Origin of the sequence: Kurthia sibirica, assembly GCF_003143975.1 — a bacterium.
Taxonomy (GTDB): Bacteria; Bacillota; Bacilli; order Bacillales_A; family Planococcaceae; genus Kurthia; species Kurthia sibirica.
Genome location: NZ_QFVR01000034.1, coordinates 1 through 19,478, shown reverse-complemented (window position 1 = coordinate 19,478; position 19,478 = coordinate 1). Strand labels below are relative to the sequence as shown.

General features: G+C 31.2%; 18 protein-coding genes and 3 pseudogenes. 17 read left to right on the top strand and 4 right to left on the bottom strand.

The window, feature by feature from the left end; all coding sequences use genetic code 11:
* Positions 1-690: 690 nt before the first annotated feature.
* A complete protein-coding gene (locus DEX24_RS16075) occupies positions 691-3,996 on the bottom strand; it encodes a S8 family peptidase (RefSeq protein WP_109307402.1) in 3,306 nt (1,101 codons plus the stop codon).
* Between the two features lie 254 nt (positions 3,997-4,250).
* Here DEX24_RS16075 and DEX24_RS16070 point away from each other — a divergent pair, with 254 nt between their 5' ends.
* Positions 4,251-5,069, top strand: a complete 819-nt coding sequence (locus DEX24_RS16070; protein ID WP_109307401.1) for a D-alanyl-D-alanine carboxypeptidase family protein — start codon at positions 4,251-4,253, stop codon at positions 5,067-5,069.
* A 405-nt stretch (positions 5,070-5,474) separates the two neighbouring features.
* Here DEX24_RS16070 and DEX24_RS16065 read toward each other — a convergent pair whose 3' ends face one another.
* Complete coding sequence (locus DEX24_RS16065; RefSeq protein ID WP_109307400.1) at positions 5,475-6,704, bottom strand: C40 family peptidase; 1,230 nt, start codon at positions 6,702-6,704, stop codon at positions 5,475-5,477.
* 342 nt (positions 6,705-7,046) lie between these two features.
* Between DEX24_RS16065 and DEX24_RS16060 the strand changes: the two genes are divergently transcribed.
* Both DEX24_RS16060 and DEX24_RS16055 read left to right on the top strand, forming a co-directional pair.
* Positions 7,047-7,274, top strand: a complete 228-nt coding sequence (locus DEX24_RS16060; protein ID WP_109307399.1) for a hypothetical protein — start codon at positions 7,047-7,049, stop codon at positions 7,272-7,274.
* Between the two features lie 50 nt (positions 7,275-7,324).
* Positions 7,325-7,948, top strand: a complete 624-nt coding sequence (locus DEX24_RS16055) for an HAD family hydrolase (protein ID WP_109307398.1) — start codon at positions 7,325-7,327, stop codon at positions 7,946-7,948.
* Positions 7,949-9,309: 1,361 nt separating this feature from the next.
* Here DEX24_RS16055 and DEX24_RS16045 read toward each other — a convergent pair.
* Positions 9,310-9,498: a hypothetical protein gene (locus DEX24_RS16045; protein ID WP_109307396.1), complete on the bottom strand. Its 189-nt coding sequence runs from the start codon at positions 9,496-9,498 to the stop codon at positions 9,310-9,312.
* Positions 9,499-9,746: 248 nt separating this feature from the next.
* Positions 9,747-10,328 (bottom strand): annotated as a pseudogene (locus DEX24_RS16040) (IS256 family transposase); the annotation flags it as partial.
* Positions 10,329-10,853: 525 nt separating this feature from the next.
* On the opposite strand from DEX24_RS16040, the gene DEX24_RS17315 reads away from it, so the two are divergent.
* The 14 genes and pseudogenes from DEX24_RS17315 to DEX24_RS15980 form a co-directional block, all read left to right on the top strand.
* The gene (locus tag DEX24_RS17315) at positions 10,854-11,003 is read left to right on the top strand and encodes a hypothetical protein (protein ID WP_170112980.1); all 150 of its coding nucleotides are present in this window, start codon (positions 10,854-10,856) and stop codon (positions 11,001-11,003) included.
* 120 nt (positions 11,004-11,123) lie between these two features.
* Positions 11,124-11,813 (top strand): protein rep, encoded by a 690-nt coding sequence (locus DEX24_RS16035; RefSeq protein WP_109307395.1) that lies wholly within the window; start codon positions 11,124-11,126, stop codon positions 11,811-11,813.
* A 131-nt stretch (positions 11,814-11,944) separates the two neighbouring features.
* Positions 11,945-12,094 carry a hypothetical protein gene (locus DEX24_RS17310; RefSeq protein ID WP_170112979.1) on the top strand — a complete coding sequence of 50 codons (150 nt, stop codon included), beginning with the start codon at positions 11,945-11,947 and terminating at the stop codon, positions 12,092-12,094.
* Positions 12,095-12,134: 40 nt separating this feature from the next.
* The gene (locus DEX24_RS16030) at positions 12,135-13,229 is read left to right on the top strand and encodes a TolB-like translocation protein (RefSeq protein WP_109307394.1); all 1,095 of its coding nucleotides are present in this window, start codon (positions 12,135-12,137) and stop codon (positions 13,227-13,229) included.
* 144 nt (positions 13,230-13,373) lie between these two features.
* Complete coding sequence (locus DEX24_RS16025; RefSeq protein ID WP_109307393.1) at positions 13,374-13,928, top strand: site-specific integrase; 555 nt, start codon at positions 13,374-13,376, stop codon at positions 13,926-13,928.
* 309 nt (positions 13,929-14,237) lie between these two features.
* Complete coding sequence (locus DEX24_RS16020) at positions 14,238-14,480, top strand: hypothetical protein (protein ID WP_109307392.1); 243 nt, start codon at positions 14,238-14,240, stop codon at positions 14,478-14,480.
* A 44-nt stretch (positions 14,481-14,524) separates the two neighbouring features.
* Positions 14,525-15,205 (top strand): annotated as a pseudogene (locus DEX24_RS16015) (IS6 family transposase).
* A gap of 40 nt (positions 15,206-15,245) precedes the next feature.
* Entirely contained in the window at positions 15,246-15,686 is a 441-nt protein-coding gene (locus DEX24_RS17590) for a protein rep (protein ID WP_249033895.1), read from the top strand.
* A 90-nt stretch (positions 15,687-15,776) separates the two neighbouring features.
* Positions 15,777-15,980, top strand: a complete 204-nt coding sequence (locus DEX24_RS17585) for a hypothetical protein (protein WP_246131577.1) — start codon at positions 15,777-15,779, stop codon at positions 15,978-15,980.
* Positions 15,981-16,277: 297 nt separating this feature from the next.
* Positions 16,278-16,487 (top strand): circular bacteriocin, circularin A/uberolysin family, encoded by a 210-nt coding sequence (locus DEX24_RS16005; RefSeq protein ID WP_246131576.1) that lies wholly within the window; start codon positions 16,278-16,280, stop codon positions 16,485-16,487.
* A 1,087-nt stretch (positions 16,488-17,574) separates the two neighbouring features.
* Complete coding sequence (locus tag DEX24_RS15995) at positions 17,575-17,967, top strand: hypothetical protein (RefSeq protein WP_109307389.1); 393 nt, start codon at positions 17,575-17,577, stop codon at positions 17,965-17,967.
* Complete coding sequence (locus tag DEX24_RS15990) at positions 17,967-18,554, top strand: ATP-binding cassette domain-containing protein (protein WP_109307388.1); 588 nt, start codon at positions 17,967-17,969, stop codon at positions 18,552-18,554. Before DEX24_RS15995 ends, DEX24_RS15990 begins: the two co-directional genes overlap by 1 nt.
* Positions 18,551-19,039 carry a hypothetical protein gene (locus DEX24_RS15985; protein WP_109307387.1) on the top strand — a complete coding sequence of 163 codons (489 nt, stop codon included), beginning with the start codon at positions 18,551-18,553 and terminating at the stop codon, positions 19,037-19,039. The genes DEX24_RS15990 and DEX24_RS15985 overlap by 4 nt, the downstream gene beginning before the upstream one ends.
* A 154-nt stretch (positions 19,040-19,193) precedes the next feature.
* Positions 19,194-19,478, top strand: a pseudogene (locus DEX24_RS15980) (IS6 family transposase); the annotation flags it as partial.

The following is a 19,478-nucleotide window of genomic DNA, read 5'->3' as shown; positions in this document are numbered from 1 at the left end:
TAAATGAAAAAGAGTAAGAAATAGACAATGAAATAAGGCACTTTCTGTTCAAATCGAACAGAAAGTGCCTTATTTTTATCTAAAAAATCAACTCGTCATAAAAAACGTAAGTTTTTCAGTGCCCTCCATTCTTTGGAGGTGTATTTTTTATGAGCATATAGGTAAGTGATCCGTATGAAGTTACAATGAGAGCTGTTCAGATGACATTGTCTGGTATTCCAGCCAAGTAAATTTATGGAAGTTCATAGCATACAGTAGAGATAGGGAGAGCTAGGGTGCTTTAAACAATCTGTAGGCACATCCTATCGTTTTAAAAAAATCATAATGGGAGAATCAATTGAGTTTATCTTTAGATATAGAAATAGATTACTTATAAATTGTTTCGCTGACAATATCAAAACAACAACAAGGGAAATTGCCGAAGCAATTTCCCTTGTTGTTTGAACCGAGACCACACTATGTCCCAGCTTTTTTTCGATTCTATGATCTAGGTTAGGGCAGCGAAATAATTGATGGTTTTTGTCGTTTAGAAATCGCTTCACCTTGAGTGGAGCAAATTGCTTTTTAGAAGGTATTCATAACAAAATACAGATGAATCTAAATAATGTACTCGACTTTGGGCATACTGGTACAGTAATTAATTTTCCTGATTTATAACCACTTCAAATTTGTAGCTGCATTATCTAATACTTAGTCGTATTCGATTTCCAATTCATATGGATGAATGAATGCATTGCCGTCACGATCGCGTACTTTAAAGTAGTAAATTCCTTTTGTCATTGTCAATTTAGCAATTTCATAATCGCCTTTACCATAGGAATCTAATTTTTTGACCAATTTTCCCTTTTTATAAATTTCAACCACACCATCCATATCATCTGGTACTTGCAAAGATACTGTGACCGTTTTTTTGTATTTTGATTTTAAAGAATACCAATCAACATCACCATGAAGTTGCCCTGGATTTAGGATCCCTGTTTTAGAATAAAGGTAGTCATCTGTATTGATTAATTTAATCGCTTTGGACGGTGTATTATTTTTCACCTTATTTCCAGCATCTTCATCTATCATTTTTGCGGGAGTGATGCGCATGGTATATGGAAAGATAGAAAATAGACTTGTTGTCACAAAACCAGTTGGATTCGCTAAAATAAAGAATTTTTCACCTTTTTTGGCTTCTATTGAGCCATTAATGGCTTCACCTGTTTTATCGATTGCTAAGGATACAACCGACTCCATATCTTTGGTGTCCATTTTATGGTTGCCATTATAATCTTTGAAAATTGAAATGTTTTTTGTATAGTAATTGAGCCATTGCGTACTAAATGCCGATGTATCAACGTAATCACTCGCTAAATCAATACCATAAATACCACTTGTAGGTGCAGTGAAATAATAGAAATCCACATCATTTGGTGAGCTGAAATTAGCGGTTATATTTTTTTTCACTTGAATAGATTTAGCTTTTTCAGGTTCATCGTTATTTTCATAACGGTCTGCAATATTTTCACTTAAAATTTTTGCCGTAGCTTTATAGCCGTTAAATGGGATAGAACCTATAGGACCAACAGATAACTCAACTAAGTAAGTTGTGTTCGCCGCTAAACTCGCAATTGCTGTATCGTTCATCATGCCATCATCTGTAACATTTGATGCAATAAGTTGCTCGCTGACATCGCCGGTCTTCGGGTCTTTAATAACTGCATAAATAGAGAGTGCAGGTTGATCATTATCATTTTTCACCAGGCTGGCAAATTCATAAAAACCTGATTTTTTCGTTTTAAAATAGTAGCCATCAATATCATTAGAGCCTTGTAAATAACCTTTTACACCATTTTTAATATCAAATGGTCGACCTGCTTTTTTTACAAGCTGTTCCAGCGAATATGATTTAGTCGGTGCATCACGATCCACTTTTGCCATCGTAGCATTATCAAAATAGATGCGGTCTTCATCAACTGGAATATTTTTTGAAGAAATGTGTAAGTTATAAGGTAGTAATGATGCTTGTGGTTTAGATAAGCCACCAGTAAGAGAACCGAGTAAATCATCTGGTGTAACAGCTAAACTATTTGGAGCATTTGACACAATGACATAATAGTCTTCACCTTTTTGCGTTGTGAATGATAAATGTTCTGCCTCACCAATTCCATTTTTATTGATGGATGCAATCGGTCCATCCTCTCCGTCACCATACAAATTATTTTTCGTATAAACTTCTAGTGAAAGGTCGACTCCTGGTAATGCGGTTGTTTCAAATTGCATTAGCTGGTTTTTCGATGCTGAAAAATGAAAAACATCTTGATCAGAGCTAGTTGATTTTGGCTGCATATAGAGTTTGTTGATACTTGAAGTAGAACTACTAATTGTCATTGGTTTGTCCATGGATGATTCATCTGTTGGGAAAGTCGTAGGTGACTGCATGGACAGCTTATAACTGCCATTCGCATTGCCAAAAACGTCTTTGACACCGACAGCTAATTGCCCATCAAAAGGAGCTTTCACATATTTTGCTTCACTACCTCCAGCTGTCATATGATCAATTGAATATGATTTAGAGGTATTTTTACCGTAAAAACGTAGTGATAATTTTAAATCAGAATGCTCACTTGGGACAAGCTTTGCTTGAATTAATTGTCCTTTTTTAACCGATACTTTACGCCAATGTTGTTCTGAAGGTTTTGTTAGTTTACCAGCAACTGTGCTATGTAAAGAGAGTTTACTAGCTTTTGTTAAAATGGTTGCTTTTGTCCAATTTGTTGATACGAGTGAAGGGATTTTCTTAGGATTAAACTTCAAAGCAGCGACCGGTTGAATTAAACCAGCACCATATGTAAAATCAGTGCCTTTTGGTCCTAAATCCTTTGCTGTATGTTGCAATATATAATTGACTTGAGCAGGTGTCAGCTGTTTATTTTTCGATAGTAACATGGCAATGATACCAGTCGCTACTGGCGAAGCCATTGAGGTACCACTCATATATTCAAAGTACGATGAACGATTGGGTGTATAAGAAGTCGAATAAATATCTTCACCTGGTGCAACTAAGTCAATAGATGGTCCATAGTTTGAAAAACTGCTCAATTTGTTTTTGTCATTTGTTGAGCCAATATTAATAACATTATCAAATGATGCTGGATAAGACGGCTCACTAGTTGATTCATTGCCTGCTGCAGCAACGATGACAACATTTTTCTTCGTTGCGTAGTTAATAGCGTCTTGTAAAATAATCGATGGCTCTGTACCACCAATGCTAATATTAATAAGTTGAACACCTGATTTAACTGCCTGTATAATAGCATTTGCTAAATTATAATCATTGGTATTCGCGGAACCATTAAAGACATCATATGCGTATATTTGAGCATTTGGATAAACGCCAAAGCCACCGATTTCGTTGCGATAGTTAGCAGCAATAATACCAGCTACATGTGTACCATGAGCGGATTTTACAGACTTTTTCATAGGATCCATAATATTTTTTTGGAAGACAATTTTTCCTTTTAAGTCAGGGTTTGTATCGTCTATGCCTGTATCAATTACGGCAACCTTTACTTTTTTCATACCCGAGTCACGATAGGCTTTCTTCGTTTGAAGTTTGCTGTGTATATACTGGTTGTGATCTTTTAAATCTGGTGTCGCCATTGTTGTATATTGTGGGCTTAGTGCAAGATTTGTAATTTTATCATTTGTTGATAATAATGACACAGCTTGTCGGAAATCATCCTCATTTTTAAATTGTACAATCACATAGTTCAAGGCAGGTAATTGCTGGACAATCGACCCTTTAACTTCAGCAATCTCTTTGAATGACAATGGTGAATTGTATTTAATCACAAGTTTATTTTGCGTGTATGCGGGCTCTTTTTGCATTGTCGGCATAATTTTTTGTGCCTTAGAGGCTGGTGTAGCATCTGCAAGTATCGCAGAAATAGGTGTGGTAATAATCGTCGTTGCTACAATCAAACTTGCTATTTTTGTCAGTAATATTTTCAAAAAATCACTCCTTCTTTATAGGTGCAAATTGTATAATAGCATACTTCCTCATTTTTTTGTCACGTAAATGTAATATTTGTAATATTAATACTAGAAAATTTAATTCATTGTCTACCTATTTAACTATAGTAAGTAACGAAAATAAATGAACAATGTTGCTCTAGTTCACCTGATTAATTAGTAAGAAATTCTTCATAATTAACCAAACCTATTCTTAAGAATTAGTTGTTAAAGTGATAACAGAGGTGAAAAATATGAAAAGAATATTATTTCTGTTGATTATCGTAAGTGCAATTGTTTATTATTTTTCAACGAATTCAGTAGCATATAAACCATTGACAACGGTAAAATTAGATAGTGAAAATGTCGTAGTGTTAAATAAATCCGGAAAAATTATTATGGAAAAAGAAGCGCAAATGCGTGTTGCACCAGCATCACTGACAAAATTAATGACAGCAATAATTGTTGTAGAAACGATTCATCAATTTCAGACAAAAATTACTATTGAGGGACAGGTAATCGATCATCTGCAGCGTCAACAGGCTAAACAAGCTGGATTTCAGCCTGGGGAACAAGTAACGGTTACAGATTTAATGTATGGCTTATTACTGCCGTCCGGAGCGGAAGCAGCCATTACATTAGCAAATCATGTTAGTGGCAGTGAAGAAGAGTTTGTACAGCTGATGAATGATCAAGTTGAAAAGATGAATTTAACAAATACGCATTTTAAAAATTCTACAGGTCTTGATGCAGAAGGGCAGTATACAACAGCGTCAGATTTAGCCATTATTTTAAACTATGCTTGGAAAAATAATACGATAAGAACAATTATGTCGACGCCTCAGTATACGACTTCGACTCAATTATTAACGATGTATAGTACGGCTTTTCAACAGTTACAAACACCAGTAAAAGGTTATTTGGGCGGTAAGACAGGCACGACGAAAGCAGCAGGTTATTGTTTAGCATCAGTTTATAAAAAAGGGGACGAATTATTTTATATAATTACGATGAATGGCTTGGAATTTCAACCGTATCAAGATTTAATATCTATAAAATCATCTATTAAATAAACCTCGCTAGTCTATATTAAAAAAGAAAAAGAAGTTTTTACAAAAAAAACTAAAACACACACGAAAGAAAGTACACCATTAAAGCTCATTCTACAGTTACTATTGTATGAGCGTTAGTAAAAGTAATTACTAGAGGTTTTAAGTGGCTAGTTGAATAGATGATTATCACTGAATAGTGCAGCACTTTGAACATTGCATTTTATCCAGTGATCGATTAGTTTTTTTTTCAATTTTACTCGTTGCCATAATTCTGTTCATTCAGCTTATCAGTATGCGATGAACTCAAAGGACTAATTTTAACTGATTTAGTGAGCAGTAGTGGCTGTACTTATTAATAATTTATTAAAAAACCCCCCTTTTTGCAAGATAGTTCATTTGCAAAAAGGGGGGTTTTTATTTAGAACATTAACGTGCAGCGTTTAAACGTTTATAACCTGCAAAATGGTTTTTCCAATAACTAGAGTTCACCGATTCAATTTGAACACGATTTCCAGCAGCACTTACCATTTGGCCATTACCTAAATAAATACCAATATGTGAAATACCAGATTTATATGTGTTTTTGAAGAACACTAAGTCCCCAACTTGTGGGTTAGATACGGCAGTTGATACGGAATAGAATCCAGCTGCTGTATAACGAGGTGTTGAAATACCAGCTTTGTTGTAAACATATGTGATAAATCCAGAACAATCAAAACCATTTGGAGATTGGCCACCCCAAACATAAGGTACGCCAAGATATTGTTTCCCAATTGAGGCCGTATTTGCTAATCGACTTGAACCAGAGCCAGTTGTCGTCGGTTTATTGACAACCGAGTTGCTAACACCAACTGCTTTTCCTTTAACGCTTAATTTTTGTCCTACACGAATTTGAGTAGATTTCATCCCATTCCAAGACATAAGGGTTGTATAAGAAACCCCATATTTAGAGGCGATTTTAGATAAAGTATCGCCTCGTTTAACCGTGTATTTTGAAGTAGAAGCAGTTGACTTGGAAGAACTTGCTTTTTTCGTTGTTGTCGTTGTCACAGATGCCTTTCCTTTGACGCTAAGTGTTTGACCTTTTGTAATAACTGTTGATTTTAGACCATTCCAAGACATTAAAGTTTTATAAGAAACCCCATATTTAGAGGCGATTTTAGATAAAGTATCACCTGATTTTACAGTATACTTAGATCCTGAAGTAAGCGGTTTAGATCCATTGGATGTTGTCGTTGTTTTTTTAGCGGCACCTTTAACACTTAATTTTTGCCCTTTTGCAATAACGGTTGAATGTAGATTATTCCAAGACATGATTGTTTTATAGGAAACGCCATATTTAGCGCCAATTTTAGATAAAGTATCACCTGATTTTACAGTGTATGTTGCATTTGAAGAAGTTGTCGTTTTCTTAACAGTTGTCGCTTTTTTCGTTGTTGGTTTAATTTGTAATTTTTGCCCTTTAAAAATAGTTGTTTTGCTTAAATCATTCCAGTTCATCACCGTTTTGTAAGAAACCCCATATTTGTTACCAATTTTAGATAATGAATCACCTGATTTTACAGTATACGTTGCAGCTGAGGCTGAGAATGATGTTAAAGTGGATGCAGCTACTAGTGAACCTAATGCAACTGCTGAGACAATTTTCTTTTTCATTTTTATATGTAAACCCCTTTATATTTATATTTATGTAGAACACTACTCATTATATAGAATACAAATAACAAAAACATATTAAAAAAAGCATTTTTATATTACAAATTCAGCCTTTTTTGTAATATTGATAAACTATTGTAACAAAGTAAGTCTTTCGACTTTATACAAGAGGAAGAAAATACCTGTTCTGTTGAAGAAGAAAAGGACTTTTGTATAGTGACTGTATAAAAAGAGAAAAGAATAGTTTATAATGAGGTTGGTTTACACGATACGTTTTATTACAATAATAAAGCATCATTATTTATATATAATTTTTAAATAAGTAGGGGAGGATAAAACCACATGTTTAATAGTATGCTAAACGCTATTGTCGGTTCCAATATCGATTCAATTGCATCTTTACCCGACAAAGATGAAAAAACAACAAAGTTTTTTAATTCGTTTACATTAAGTCAAACCGATATTTGGTTGTATAGCGTATCTTTTGGCGGTTTACTTGTTTTAACCATTGTCATTCTAGCTGTTATGCGATTTAATAAAAATAAAACAACTTCAAAGACCCACAAATAGTTTACTAATCACCCCTTCGGGTAAAAAGAGTGAAAAAGGGGTGTATATTGATGTTTAAAGCCTTTATATTTGATGTCGATGGTACGATTATTGATACAGAGTTAGCCATGCTTAATTCATTACAACAAACATTAAAAAACGAAAAAAATATTAACGTAACACATGAAGACATTCATTTTATTCTAGGTATTCCTGGTAAGGATGCTCTACGTAAAATGTCATGGGAACCTGTAGATGAGCTTCATGAAGTATGGTCTGCTGCTGTCCTCGATTTTTCACATGATGTGACTGTTTTTGATTATATGGAAGTAGCGTTAAAATCATTGCAGGTACAAGATAAAAAATTAGGCATTGTCACATCCAAAACAAAAGCATCAATGTGTGATGAATTTAATCATTTCAAGTTAAATGATTATTTCCATCATATAGTTGATGCTGATGATACGACTGAACATAAACCACAGCCGGAACCAATTTATTTATCTTTAGAAAATTTAGGTGTCAAAACATCTGAAGCTATTTATATAGGGGATTCTTTCTATGATATGCAGAGTGCACATCGTGCCGGTGTAAAATTTGCGCTAGCTTTATGGGGTGCAAAAAGTACAGCACAATTTGAAGATGCTGATTATATTTTGAATAGTCCGCTTGATCTCTTAAAATTAACGCAATAAAAAAGATGACCTCAACAGTTAATTGTTATTGTTGAGGTCATTCTTTTATGATTACTACATGTAAGATTTTCATTATTGAAAATAGATTGATTTTTTAGTTTTATTTATTCCACATTTTTCCTTTGAATTTTATGCTATGAATATTATTATTTAAAGAGTTTGTTTTTTATTTCTTCAGATAGAAGATTTAAATCATTTAGTTTTAATTCCAAGTCATGTTTATACGGTTCCGTTATATTTAGTTTTGCTAAAACTAAAACTTCATATGTATATGGTTCATCTGTTTTTACGTTATTGTCTGTATAACTCTTTGCATCTGTTGTTTTTATCAATTCTCCATCTTTGTAAAAATTGATTTCTTTATTTTTATAGTCAGAAGAAGCAAAAGATGTGTTTGTATCAACGGAAAGTCTAAAAATAAGAACTAAAGAACTAAAAAATGAAAATAATATTTTTTATTCGAAGGAACCTCCTTTTTCCAAAGTTTAATATATTGAAATGGTATATTTTTTAAAAATAAAGAGATAATGGGAGTGCGCATAATGATGATTAGAGAGTTTTTATCTAGTCTTTTTTGGATACTAAGTTGGTTGTTTTTTGTAATTGACGTATATCTACTCTTCTGGTTGATAATAATGCCAAGCTATATATTCTGGTATTTAGTATGTTCTATTGTTTTAGGTTTATTATGTAGGAAATTATCAAGGAGATTAGTAGTTTCAAAATGAACGGTATAAAAGAAGCAAGAGAAATATGTATAATATGGGAGGGTGGATAGGCTTTTTCTCTTTATCCATATGGATGGGCAACACGTAGTTGAACAAAAATTATAACATTTAGAGGGGTACTCCTAATCGTTTCAAAGAAGAATTGCTTTATCTGGAGTCCTGTGCATAATAGCCTTTCTTCACTAATGCAGCATAATATAGCTGGATTTCTGTCGTAGTAACTCATGTACAGAGAGGCACCATGTCAAGAAAATTCTGTGCCCCATAAGCTTTTAGATACCTCTCAGAAAAGTGTTACCCTACCAAAAAAAGCAACCCATCAAATGATAGGCTGCTTACTAATTAAATACTTCAGTTGTAGATCAAGTTTCTTCATCTTTATTTTTATTCGCTTCTTCCTCCCACTTAATTAACTTGTATTTGGCAATCGTAGATGCGATTATAAAGATTGGGAGAATAGTCAAGACTACTGAAGTCCATACGAACCCTGCGAAAGTCCAGCTAATAACACACGTCACTGTTATAGCCAAAAATAGGATCTTATCATAAGTTGATAAAAGTTTCATATATTTTTGAGTTGTGTTAAAATATATATGGTATCAAGGAGTTATGGCTCCTTGATATTTTGTGAATTTACTCTCTAGACTTTTTATCTATTTCTAAGTCTAATAGTTTTATTTCTCTATTATGACGCTCAAGTTTCATTTTTCTTTCTAATTTGCTATTCAATTGTGTATCAATTGCGTTGCTTAATGGATTAATGAACTTGAGTGCCAAAGTTAGAAATGCTAGAGTAAAAGCCCCTAATATATTAGTAAACACTACTCTTTCACCTCCTTTCCTTCTATATTTATTATACTATATTTGGTTCTGTTACAAATTTAAAAAATAAAAAAGTATTTCTATTTCTTAGTTGCGTTGTATGCAAGAATTCTTAATAATTAATTGATTTCATAAAAGTCAAAGAGATTTTCTCTTCGGCTTTTTTTGTATAGTGCGTGTATCGTTTCAATTCCTTTAATCGTAGCTGAGGCAGTCCTTATGAACTGATACAGCTTATGTCTTTTCTTGAGTACTTCTTTTAAGCTATCATCGCGAATGCCGACGGCAATATACACGGCTTTTTTTGAAACGGTATCACGACGAACAGCGATATAAGTCGCATCTAAATAAACGCAGACGTAACGATTGTACAACGTGCGATTATTGAATGCGGCTACTGTTTCAGAGACAGCCTTTGTCATGTTTGAAATCGTTTGTGGTGTGTAATGATGCCCGTACATTTTTTCGATTAAAGGCGAGATTTCAGACATCGTAATGCCTTTTTTGAACAGGTGAATCACAGTTTCTTCGAGTGTATCATTCGTACGTTTATATGGTGCAACGGTCTGTTGTTTGAATTCACCATTGCGATCACGTGGAATTTGAATCGTCAGCTCACCAAATTCTGTTTTTAACGAGCCTTCGTAAGAACTGTTGCGAGAATTACCTGAATTAAAACCAATGCGATCGTATTTTTCTTAATCTAGGAATTCAGTTAATTCCGTAGCCAGCAGCGAATTCACGGCTGTTTCTAAATGTGAGCGAAAAACTTCAGTTATATCTTGTTTTTGGACTAGAGCTTGAACGATTTCTGTTGTAAACTGATTCATAAGGAAGACCTCTTTTCTAGGATTGGTTGTGGTGACTTAATTCTAGCAAGAAAAGGTCTTCCTTTTTCTATGTCTTTGGTTATTTACACAAAATATTTTATACTCTCATAAAATTACCCCTTCCCATTAATATGTTCTAAATAATAACATTAAAAGAAAAAATAGGTTAATTAAACCACCTGTTTTTTCTTAGAGCAGCGCTGATCATGGGACGAAAATAAATGTGATTCGTAATATTGCTCACAAATATTCGGTATCAGCAATGTGGATGGGCAACACGTAGTTGAACAAAAATTATAATATTTAGAGGGGTACTCCTAATCGTTTCAAAGAAGAATTGCTTTATCTGGAGTCCTGTGCATAATAGCCTTTCTTCGCTAATGCAGCATAATATAGCTGCATCTCTGTCGTAGTAACTCATGTACAGAGATGCTTCATGTCAAGCGAATTCTGTGCCCTATAAGTTGTCTAAAAGTGTTACTCTACCCATATTTTTGTTAAAATGAATACTAGGAGGAGATTTATTTGAACGTTTTTTATGCAATGTTATTAGGTGGAGTAAGTGCAATTATAATTGGTTTCTTTTTAAATGATATTTCTATAATTTTTAAAATTTTAATTGGGGTTATTATTGGTTTTTTAATAAATTTATTAAAAAATACTAAAGCTAATTAATTATTTTATGCAACATTTAACGAATTTAGAGATGAGTGCGAAACGTGTTCATCGCTCCAATAGTTGGGGGAATCGATTTTGTCCATTATGTACGTGGAATAAAGCAAAAAAGATGCCATTATGTTGTCTGTGTTAATGCAGGCGATTCGAGAACAGAAAGAACAAGAATTCATTTTTTTAACATTGACTGCGCCGAATGTACAAGGTGATGATTTAAAAAAAGAAATTGATCGATTTAATCAAGCTTTTAAAAAGTTGTTTGATAGACGAAATGTGAAAAAAGTTGTGAATGGTTATGTACGTAAATTAGAAGTGACCTATAATCAAGAGCGTTTTATTACGAATATTATGCATAAACGTGCACAAGATTATTATGATAAACGCAATTTGAAAGAAGGGAATCATAACCCGAATTATGATACGTATCACCCTCATTTTCATGTGATTTTAGCTGTAAATAAAAGTTATTTTAATCAAGGTTCGCAATATATTAAACAATCTAAATGGTTGGAAATGTGGCGTGAATGTATGGACGATATGAGTATTACGCAAGTCGATATACGAAAGGTTCGTTCTTCTGAAAAATCGGAGAATGGAGCTGTATTAGAGGTTGCGAAATATTCAGTGAAAAGTAATGAATTATATGCATCACAGTCTGTTTTTGAAATTTTTTATCGTGCATTAAAAGGTCGTCAGTTATTAACGTTTAACGGATTGTTTAAAGAATATGTGAAAAAATATAAGCAAGGTGAGTTAGATCAGTACAAGAAACCAGATGAAAATGAAGATACATGCCTTATACAAGTCTAGCCGAAAAGAATTCAATCTTTTTGATTTTTCAGTGACACGAGAAATAAATCAACTACTCGGAGTTTCTGCCTAAAGGGCGAAACCTAATGGCAAATCATTTGTTATTTTAAACTTTGCAACAGAACCAGAAGATGCGTATTGTAGATCCTAATCATTATACTGAATATACAAGTAGTGGGTCATATTGGGCATCTATTGCTAAGTCTACAAGTAAATTAGGGATTACAAGAGCTGTAAATGAAGCAGATCTTGAATCATCGAACCCTGTGATGGTTTGGTAATAAGAAAATATTAAAGTATTAATATTGTTTGGAGGCTATTTTGAAAAAAAAGAGATTAGGAATATTAGGATTAATAGTAGTTGTTACTATAATTTTATTTATTGGTTTAAAATTAGTTCAAAGTGAAGAAAAGGCGGATGTCACTAAAAATAAAAATTCTGAATATTTCCAAATAGTTGATAAAGATATGGATAAAAAAGTAGATGTGCCTTTTACTAGTATTACTTCATATAGGGGAAATAAAGATATAGTGTATATGAGTGTAGAAGATCAGAGTCCATCTGGTTTGGATAATAAAATTATTCAATATAATCGTAAGACTCAAAAATATACAACAATATTCAAAAGTAAATTTGAAAATCCCTCAGTTCAAGGAATAGAATTGAATAATAATTGGATGGTTTGGGTAGATTGTGATGAATTTGGGTCGCAGATAAATCCTTATATTATGAATTTAGATACTAAAGAAATCCAACCTTTAGCAAAAGAGAACGATAAGAATTTCCAAAATGATTTTCCTATACTTATTGGAAATTATGTTGCATGGATAAAGAAAGATATACAAAAAGAAAAAGCATATATTATGTTGAAGAACCTTCAAACAAATGAGACTAAAAGTATTTTTGATTTAACTACCTTTACATTTAGAAATATGTCTTTATCTTCAACAGATGGGAAACTATTGTTTACTGATGAAAAAAATAAATCTGGATATCTTTATTTATATGATGTAAAAAGTAAGGAAATGAAAGAAACGAAAAGTCCTTATGAACAAATTGGTTGGGCAAAACTTATTAATGAGCAACAGCTGGTTTATTTATCTTTTGCTAATGATTCATCTAATAATAAGAAACTAATTTTTTACGATTTTTCAAGTAACAATACACAAGAAGCTCTTTCGAATATCACACTCGTCTATAGTTTGGAAAAAGATACCAAAAACCAGGTGTACTTAGGTTATGACGAAAATGAATATTTAGAGAAGTTTAGAGTAGAAAAGAACAAATTAGTAAAAGTAGAAGAGTTTAGGGTTCCTAATATTAATGGCATTTCCGCAAAGAATGGAATTTACCTTCTTCATCAAGATAATAGTAGTCGGAAAAAAATTATTATCCAAAATAAGTTGACTAACTAGTTAGCCAACTATATTAAAATGGTTTAAAACGTATGAAAATTGTATATTTTCATACGTTTTTTTGTGCGATTTTATTGGGTTCTTTATTTCGTGGTACAATAACATACATATAATGTACGATACCGGATGAAATGAGGGGTTCAAATGGCCAAAGAAAAGAACGTGCAGCCATTGCGCACAAAGGCAGAAATTGAGGATTTTCGGTGGGCGCTGTCCAAGTATGCGCGCGCTCGAGATCTGTTTTTATTTAATTTAGGGATTAATGTTGGGCTGAGGGTGAGTGATTTGGTTCCGTTGAAAGTGGACGATGTACGAGGGAAAACGCATTTGGTGATCACCGAGCAAAAGACGAAGAAAACAAAACGCTTTTTGATTCCGCGGGCCACAAGAGAACTGATTGAGTCGTATACACGTGATATGAGCCCGTCTGCGTGGTTGTTTCCGAGTCAAAAAGGAAACGGCTCTATTTCCACCACACAAGCGTACAGAGTACTGCAAAAGGCGGCGGAGGCGTTAGGGCGTGAGGATATTGGTACGCATACGATGCGTAAAACGTTTGGGTACCATCATTACAAGCAACATAAGGATGTGGCGGTGTTACAGCAGTTATTTAATCATTCCGCCCCCTCGATCACGATGCAGTACATAGGGGTCACAGAAGATGAAGTGGATGCCACTATGGAGGGTTTTTCCTTGTGAAAAGTAAATTTTGTGTAGCTATGTGAGAGATTCCTCAATGCACGTGATGGTACAGTTCGTTGTCCGATAAGGGGAAAAGGAACATTCAAAAAAGAGAAGGCGATTTTCACCTTCTCTACCTCTTTTTATTCTTTTGATTTTGTCTCTTGGTCTTCGTGGTCGTTCACTTTTTAAGAGTGGAAATGAAACAAGCAGGATGTTGAAAGGTTGCTATTAAGCTCGTAACCAAGACATTAGCGGATATACGATTAAACATTATACATAAATATATTAAATAAGGAAAAATAGAAGAAAGAAGGACGTGTATTCATGACTCAACCATTTCGGGAATATTGGCTAATAAATCCAAACCAACCGATACAACAACCACGAGCACAACCACCAATGCAACTACCACCAATATATCCACTACCGTATCCTCCAACGTACATACAACCATATACACCACAATATCCTCCACAATCCACTTATGCTGGATGTATTCAAAAATGGGCTAATATGAATTTAAGAGACGGAAGAAGGTTCTGTTGCAAAGTTTCTCAATTAGCATGATATCAGGTGGAATTAAGAGAAAATAAACGATAGGGAGATTTCAGGTGACTCATTTTAAGTGGAAACAATTCAAACGAGATATTATTACGGTAGCCGTTGGCTATTATTTAAGATATAACCTGAGTTATCGAGAAGTTTCTGAAATTATGGCTGAACGAGGTATTAATGTGTGTCACACCACGGTCTATCGTTGAGTGCAAGAATATAGTCAAATTATCTATTGTTTGTGGAAGAAAAGAAATCACGCTGTAGGTGATTCTTGGCGAATGGACGAGACCTACATTAAAGTGAAAGGGAAGTGGTGTTATTTATACCGTGCAATCGATTCTTCAGGACGGACTTTAGATAGATCGTTACGAAAAAAACGTGATAGTCGGGCAGCGTATGCATTTTTTAAACACTTAATCAAACATTTTGGGAATCCTCGGGTACTTGTGACTGATAAAGCACCTTCATTAGCTTGTGCCTTCAATCAACTTAAAACAGAAGGATATTTTGATTCAATGACACATCGGACTAGCAAATACCTGAATAATATCATTGAACAAAATCATCGGCCAATCAAGAAAAGACACAAGCTCTATCAGTCCATAAGTACTGCCTCATCTACGATTAAAGGAATTGAGACGATACATGCCTTATACAAGTCTAGCCGAAAAGAATTCAATCTTTTTGGTTTTTCAGTGACACAAGAAATAAATCAACTACTCGGAGTTTCTGCCTAAAGGACGAAACCTAATGGCAAATCATTTGTTATTTTAAACTTTGCAACAGAACCCATTAACTGCACCAAATGTGACAGGAGTAGAATTAAAAAATGAAATTGATCAGTTCAATCATGCTTTTAATAAATTATTTAAACGAAGAAATGTAGAAAAGGTTATAAATGGTTATGTTCGTAAATTAGAAGTAACGTACAATCAAGAACGTTTCATAACAAAAGAAATGTATAAACGTGCAAAAGATTATTATGATAAACGTAATTTAAAAGAAGGGGATCATAACCCGAACTATGATACGTATCACCCTCATTTTCATGTGATTTTAGCCGTTAATAAAAGTTATTTTAATCAAACTACTCAATATATTAAACAGTCTAAATGGTTAGAAATGTGGCGTGAATGTATGAATGATGAAAGTATTACGCAAGTAGATATAAGAAAAGTACGTTCATCTGAGAAATCAGAGAATGGAGCAGTGCTGTAGGTTGCGAAATATTCAGCGAAAAGTAATGAATTATATGCTTCACAATCTGTTTTTGAAATTTTTTATCGTGCATTGAAAGGACGTCAATTATTGACGTTTAACGGATTGTTTAAAGAATACGTTAAAAAATATAAGCAAGGCGAGTTAGATCAATATAAAAAACAAGGTGAAAATGAATATACGCATTTGTTGACGTCTGTTTGGCAAACATCAAAATATGAGAATATGCTTCGACAATTAACCGTTGAAGAATTTGAAGAATATAATTCTAAAGCTAAAAAATTGAGGAATTAAAAGATCTATAAATACGAGAATTTCTCGTATTTTTTTTTGGAAAAATTAAGCTAAGTGTCAATGATAAATCTTTTTACCTTTTTGGTATTGAATAAACCATGTTTTTTTAGTATCAAAAAGGGTGAGTATGGAATGGGGATTCATTTTATAGTTTGATATTATTAATTTGTTATTATTTTATAAATCAAACCTTTTTTTATTAAAAATGGTATGTTAAGGTAAAAGAGGAGGTGAAATTATGAATAAAATTATGTATTTTATACTGCTTTGATTGTTTTGTCTATTGGGTGTTTTGCAGTGGGAACTCCTTATTTAGCAGCTAATTTAGGTATTTCTACTGCTGTAGCAACTAAAATAATTACTATTATTGATACTTATAGTACAGTTACAACTATTATAAGTTTAGTTGGTTTACTTGTAGGTTACGGTGTTTTTACAACTGCACTTGTAGCAACTGCTAAAACTGTAATTTCTAAATATGGTAAAAAATACGCTGTAACTTGGTAATGATTTTAATATGATTATTTTAAAATGCACTATAGTAATAGTGCATTTTTTTAGAAAGGATTAAATAAATGTTAAAAAGTATATTTCAAATAAAAAGAGCAGAAATAAATTTTTTGTTTGAAAGTTTATTGATAAATTCAAAAACAAATAAATTTTTATTAGCTTTTTTAGTTTTTATGTTTTTTATGTTCTTTATTTTTTTTATGTTTTTTTTTCCTGAAAGTTGTATAGAGATTTTCAATATGATTAATATATCTATATTTGATCGAAAAATAAATATTATTTTTTTATTTTTATTGATTTCTTTGTTAGGTAAAAATAAGAAATTATTAAGTTTATATAGGGATGATTTTTTTATATTTTATAAAAACATTTATATTTATGTTTATTTTTATATAAAAGAAAAAATAATTTCATTTTTATTGTTATTTATTGTTTTTTATTTTTTAATAGAGTCTTATTTTTTTTCTTTTATTAGTTTTTATAATCTTTTGTTTCTTATATTTATGTTTTTATTAATTTTAGTATTGAATATTTTTTATTTGATGTTAGCTTTGAAAATTACTATTAAGTCATCTTATAATGTTAAAAATTTATTTTATATACTTTTGTATGCTGTTTTTTTATGGTTATGCTTAACTGATTATTCATATTTTAGTAAAGTATCTGATTACATATTAATCAATGTTCCTCTTGTTTTATTATTAACTAATTTATTTATATATTCAGAAGTTATATATTTAAATTCAAGTTATAAACAATTGTTTTTCATGTTTAAATATTTAAAAGTTCCATTTAAAAATGTTATTCTAAATACTTTTCTTTTTAAGAAGACTTTTAATATTTATTTTTCTTTGATTTTATTGAATATATTTGGATTGATATTAATAAATGAATCTTTTTTGGCTGTTTTTTATTATTTTATTATTTCTTTCTTAGCATATATTATTATTTTGTTTATTATTTATAAAATAACAATATATGAGTGTTATAAAAGTAAAAAAAGCTATGTAATGTATTTTTTATGTTTAGAAATTCTATTGTGTTTTACTGTTTTTAATATATTTATTTTTAGGTGATGATTTTTGTGAAAAATACTTTTAAGAAAATTAATCTTTTGTTTTTTATTAATATTATATTAATAGTGATTTTTTTATTTGTTGTTCAAGTTAATTTAGATTCAGAAATGAAAATACCTTATAATGTTGAACAATCTATATATTTGAATATACTAAGTATACTTACAAATAATTTATTAGCTGTTTCTTCTTATATAGTGCCTATTTTGGGTTTTGGTAAGTTTATTTTAGATATTTATATTACAGTATATTCTATTAAAGTTTTCATTATTGATAATAGATTAATTGATTTTTTTGTTTTATTTATTCCACATTTTTTCTTTGAATTTTATGCTATGAATATTATTGTTTTTTTATTTTTTGCATCAATTATTGAAGTTTTAGAAAGGAATTTTATCTAATGATTAATTTAAATAAAATTGATTTTTTTTATGAGGAGAATAAAGAAATATTTAAAGATTTTTCGTTGGATTTGAATGAAAAATCTAAATATTGGTTAAAAGGTAATAATGGTACTGGTAAAACTACTCTTTTGAAAATATTGTTAGGTGTTTTGAAGGTAAAAAAAGGTTCTGTTTTATTAGATTATAATAAAAAAAAATCACTTTTTATACCTTCAACTCCTTTTTATGAACCGTTTATGAAATTAGAAGATTTTTTAAAATTTTATTTAAATAAAGTTTTAAAATTAAAATTGACTCAAAAAGATGTTAATGAAATTATTAGTAGTTTAGATTTAGAAGTACATAGAAATACATTGTGTAAAGATTTATCTAAAGGAACTATACAAAAAATTATTATTTCTCCTTTGTATACTAAATTTGATTGGGATTGTTTGTTTATGGATGAACCTTTTGAACATTTAGATATGAAAACTTGTGAATTATTGAAAAATAGAATTAATAAATTTGAAGGTTTTATTTTTATCATTAATCATAAAGATCATATATTATATGATCTAGATGGATTTAATGTGGTGATGTTATGAAAAAAATGTTTTTAATTAATTTGTTAGCTTTATTGATTTTGAATTTCCTTATTATTTTTGAAGTTAAAGATTTTTTTGGTGATTTAGAAATCAATGTTATGACAGTTTTTGTATTGATTTTTTCTTTTGTTTTTGTAATGTTTATTATGATTTTTGTATTAAATATTATTTTTAGTTTTGTATTAAATTATTTTACATCTTATGATTTAGATTATGAAGAAAATAGGAGTAAAGTATTGAATACTATTATTTTAGTTAATGAAATATTATTACTAGTTCTTTATTTGATTCTGTTGATTGATCCAAATTTAATTTTTACACTTCAAGCTTATAAATTAGTTACGCCAATAATTTTTTCTGTTTTATTTTCAATATTATTATCTTTAAAATTGAAAGATTTTATTTTTTTTAATGTTAGTATGATTGTTGTAAATATTTTATTGGTTTTTTTCGAGAAAATTCTTAATTTGTATGTACATATTTGATTTAATGTTTTTTAAAACGATTATGTTTAAATTTGCTGATTTGTTTGGCAAAAATTTTGGAAGAGCATACGCATTAAGGTAAGTGTCAACGGTAAATCGCAATAAAAAGAAGGATCAGCATTATTTAGCTGATTCTTTTTTTATGAGATTTCAAATGACTCATTTTAAGGGGAAACAATTCAAAAGAGATATTATTACAGTAGCCGTTGGCTATTACTAGAGATATAGCCTGAGTTATCGAGAAGTTTCTGAAATTATGGCTGATCGAGGTGTTGATGTATGTCACACCACGGTCTATCGTTGGGTGCAAGTATATAGTCAAATTATCTATTGTTTGTGGAAGAAAAGAAATCACGCTGTAGGTGATTCTTGGCGAATGGACGAGACCTACATTAAAGTGAAAGGGAAGTGGTGTTATTTATACCGTGCAATCGATTCT

What these genes read in the sequence shown, in the direction of transcription:
- DEX24_RS16035 (WP_109307395.1), top strand. Translation starts at nt 11,124, where the DNA reads ATGTTGTCTGTGTTAATGCAGGCGATTCGAGAACAGAAAGAACAAGAA.
- DEX24_RS16020 (WP_109307392.1), top strand. Translation starts at nt 14,238, where the DNA reads ATGACTCAACCATTTCGGGAATATTGGCTAATAAATCCAAACCAACCG.
- DEX24_RS15990 (WP_109307388.1), top strand. Translation starts at nt 17,967, where the DNA reads ATGATTAATTTAAATAAAATTGATTTTTTTTATGAGGAGAATAAAGAA.
- DEX24_RS16060 (WP_109307399.1), top strand. Translation starts at nt 7,047, where the DNA reads ATGTTTAATAGTATGCTAAACGCTATTGTCGGTTCCAATATCGATTCA.
- DEX24_RS15985 (WP_109307387.1), top strand. Translation starts at nt 18,551, where the DNA reads ATGAAAAAAATGTTTTTAATTAATTTGTTAGCTTTATTGATTTTGAAT.
- DEX24_RS16055 (WP_109307398.1), top strand. Translation starts at nt 7,325, where the DNA reads ATGTTTAAAGCCTTTATATTTGATGTCGATGGTACGATTATTGATACA.
- DEX24_RS16065 (WP_109307400.1), bottom strand. Translation starts at nt 6,704, where the DNA reads ATGAAAAAGAAAATTGTCTCAGCAGTTGCATTAGGTTCACTAGTAGCT.
- DEX24_RS16025 (WP_109307393.1), top strand. Translation starts at nt 13,374, where the DNA reads ATGGCCAAAGAAAAGAACGTGCAGCCATTGCGCACAAAGGCAGAAATT.
- DEX24_RS16070 (WP_109307401.1), top strand. Translation starts at nt 4,251, where the DNA reads ATGAAAAGAATATTATTTCTGTTGATTATCGTAAGTGCAATTGTTTAT.
- DEX24_RS17310 (WP_170112979.1), top strand. Translation starts at nt 11,945, where the DNA reads ATGCGTATTGTAGATCCTAATCATTATACTGAATATACAAGTAGTGGG.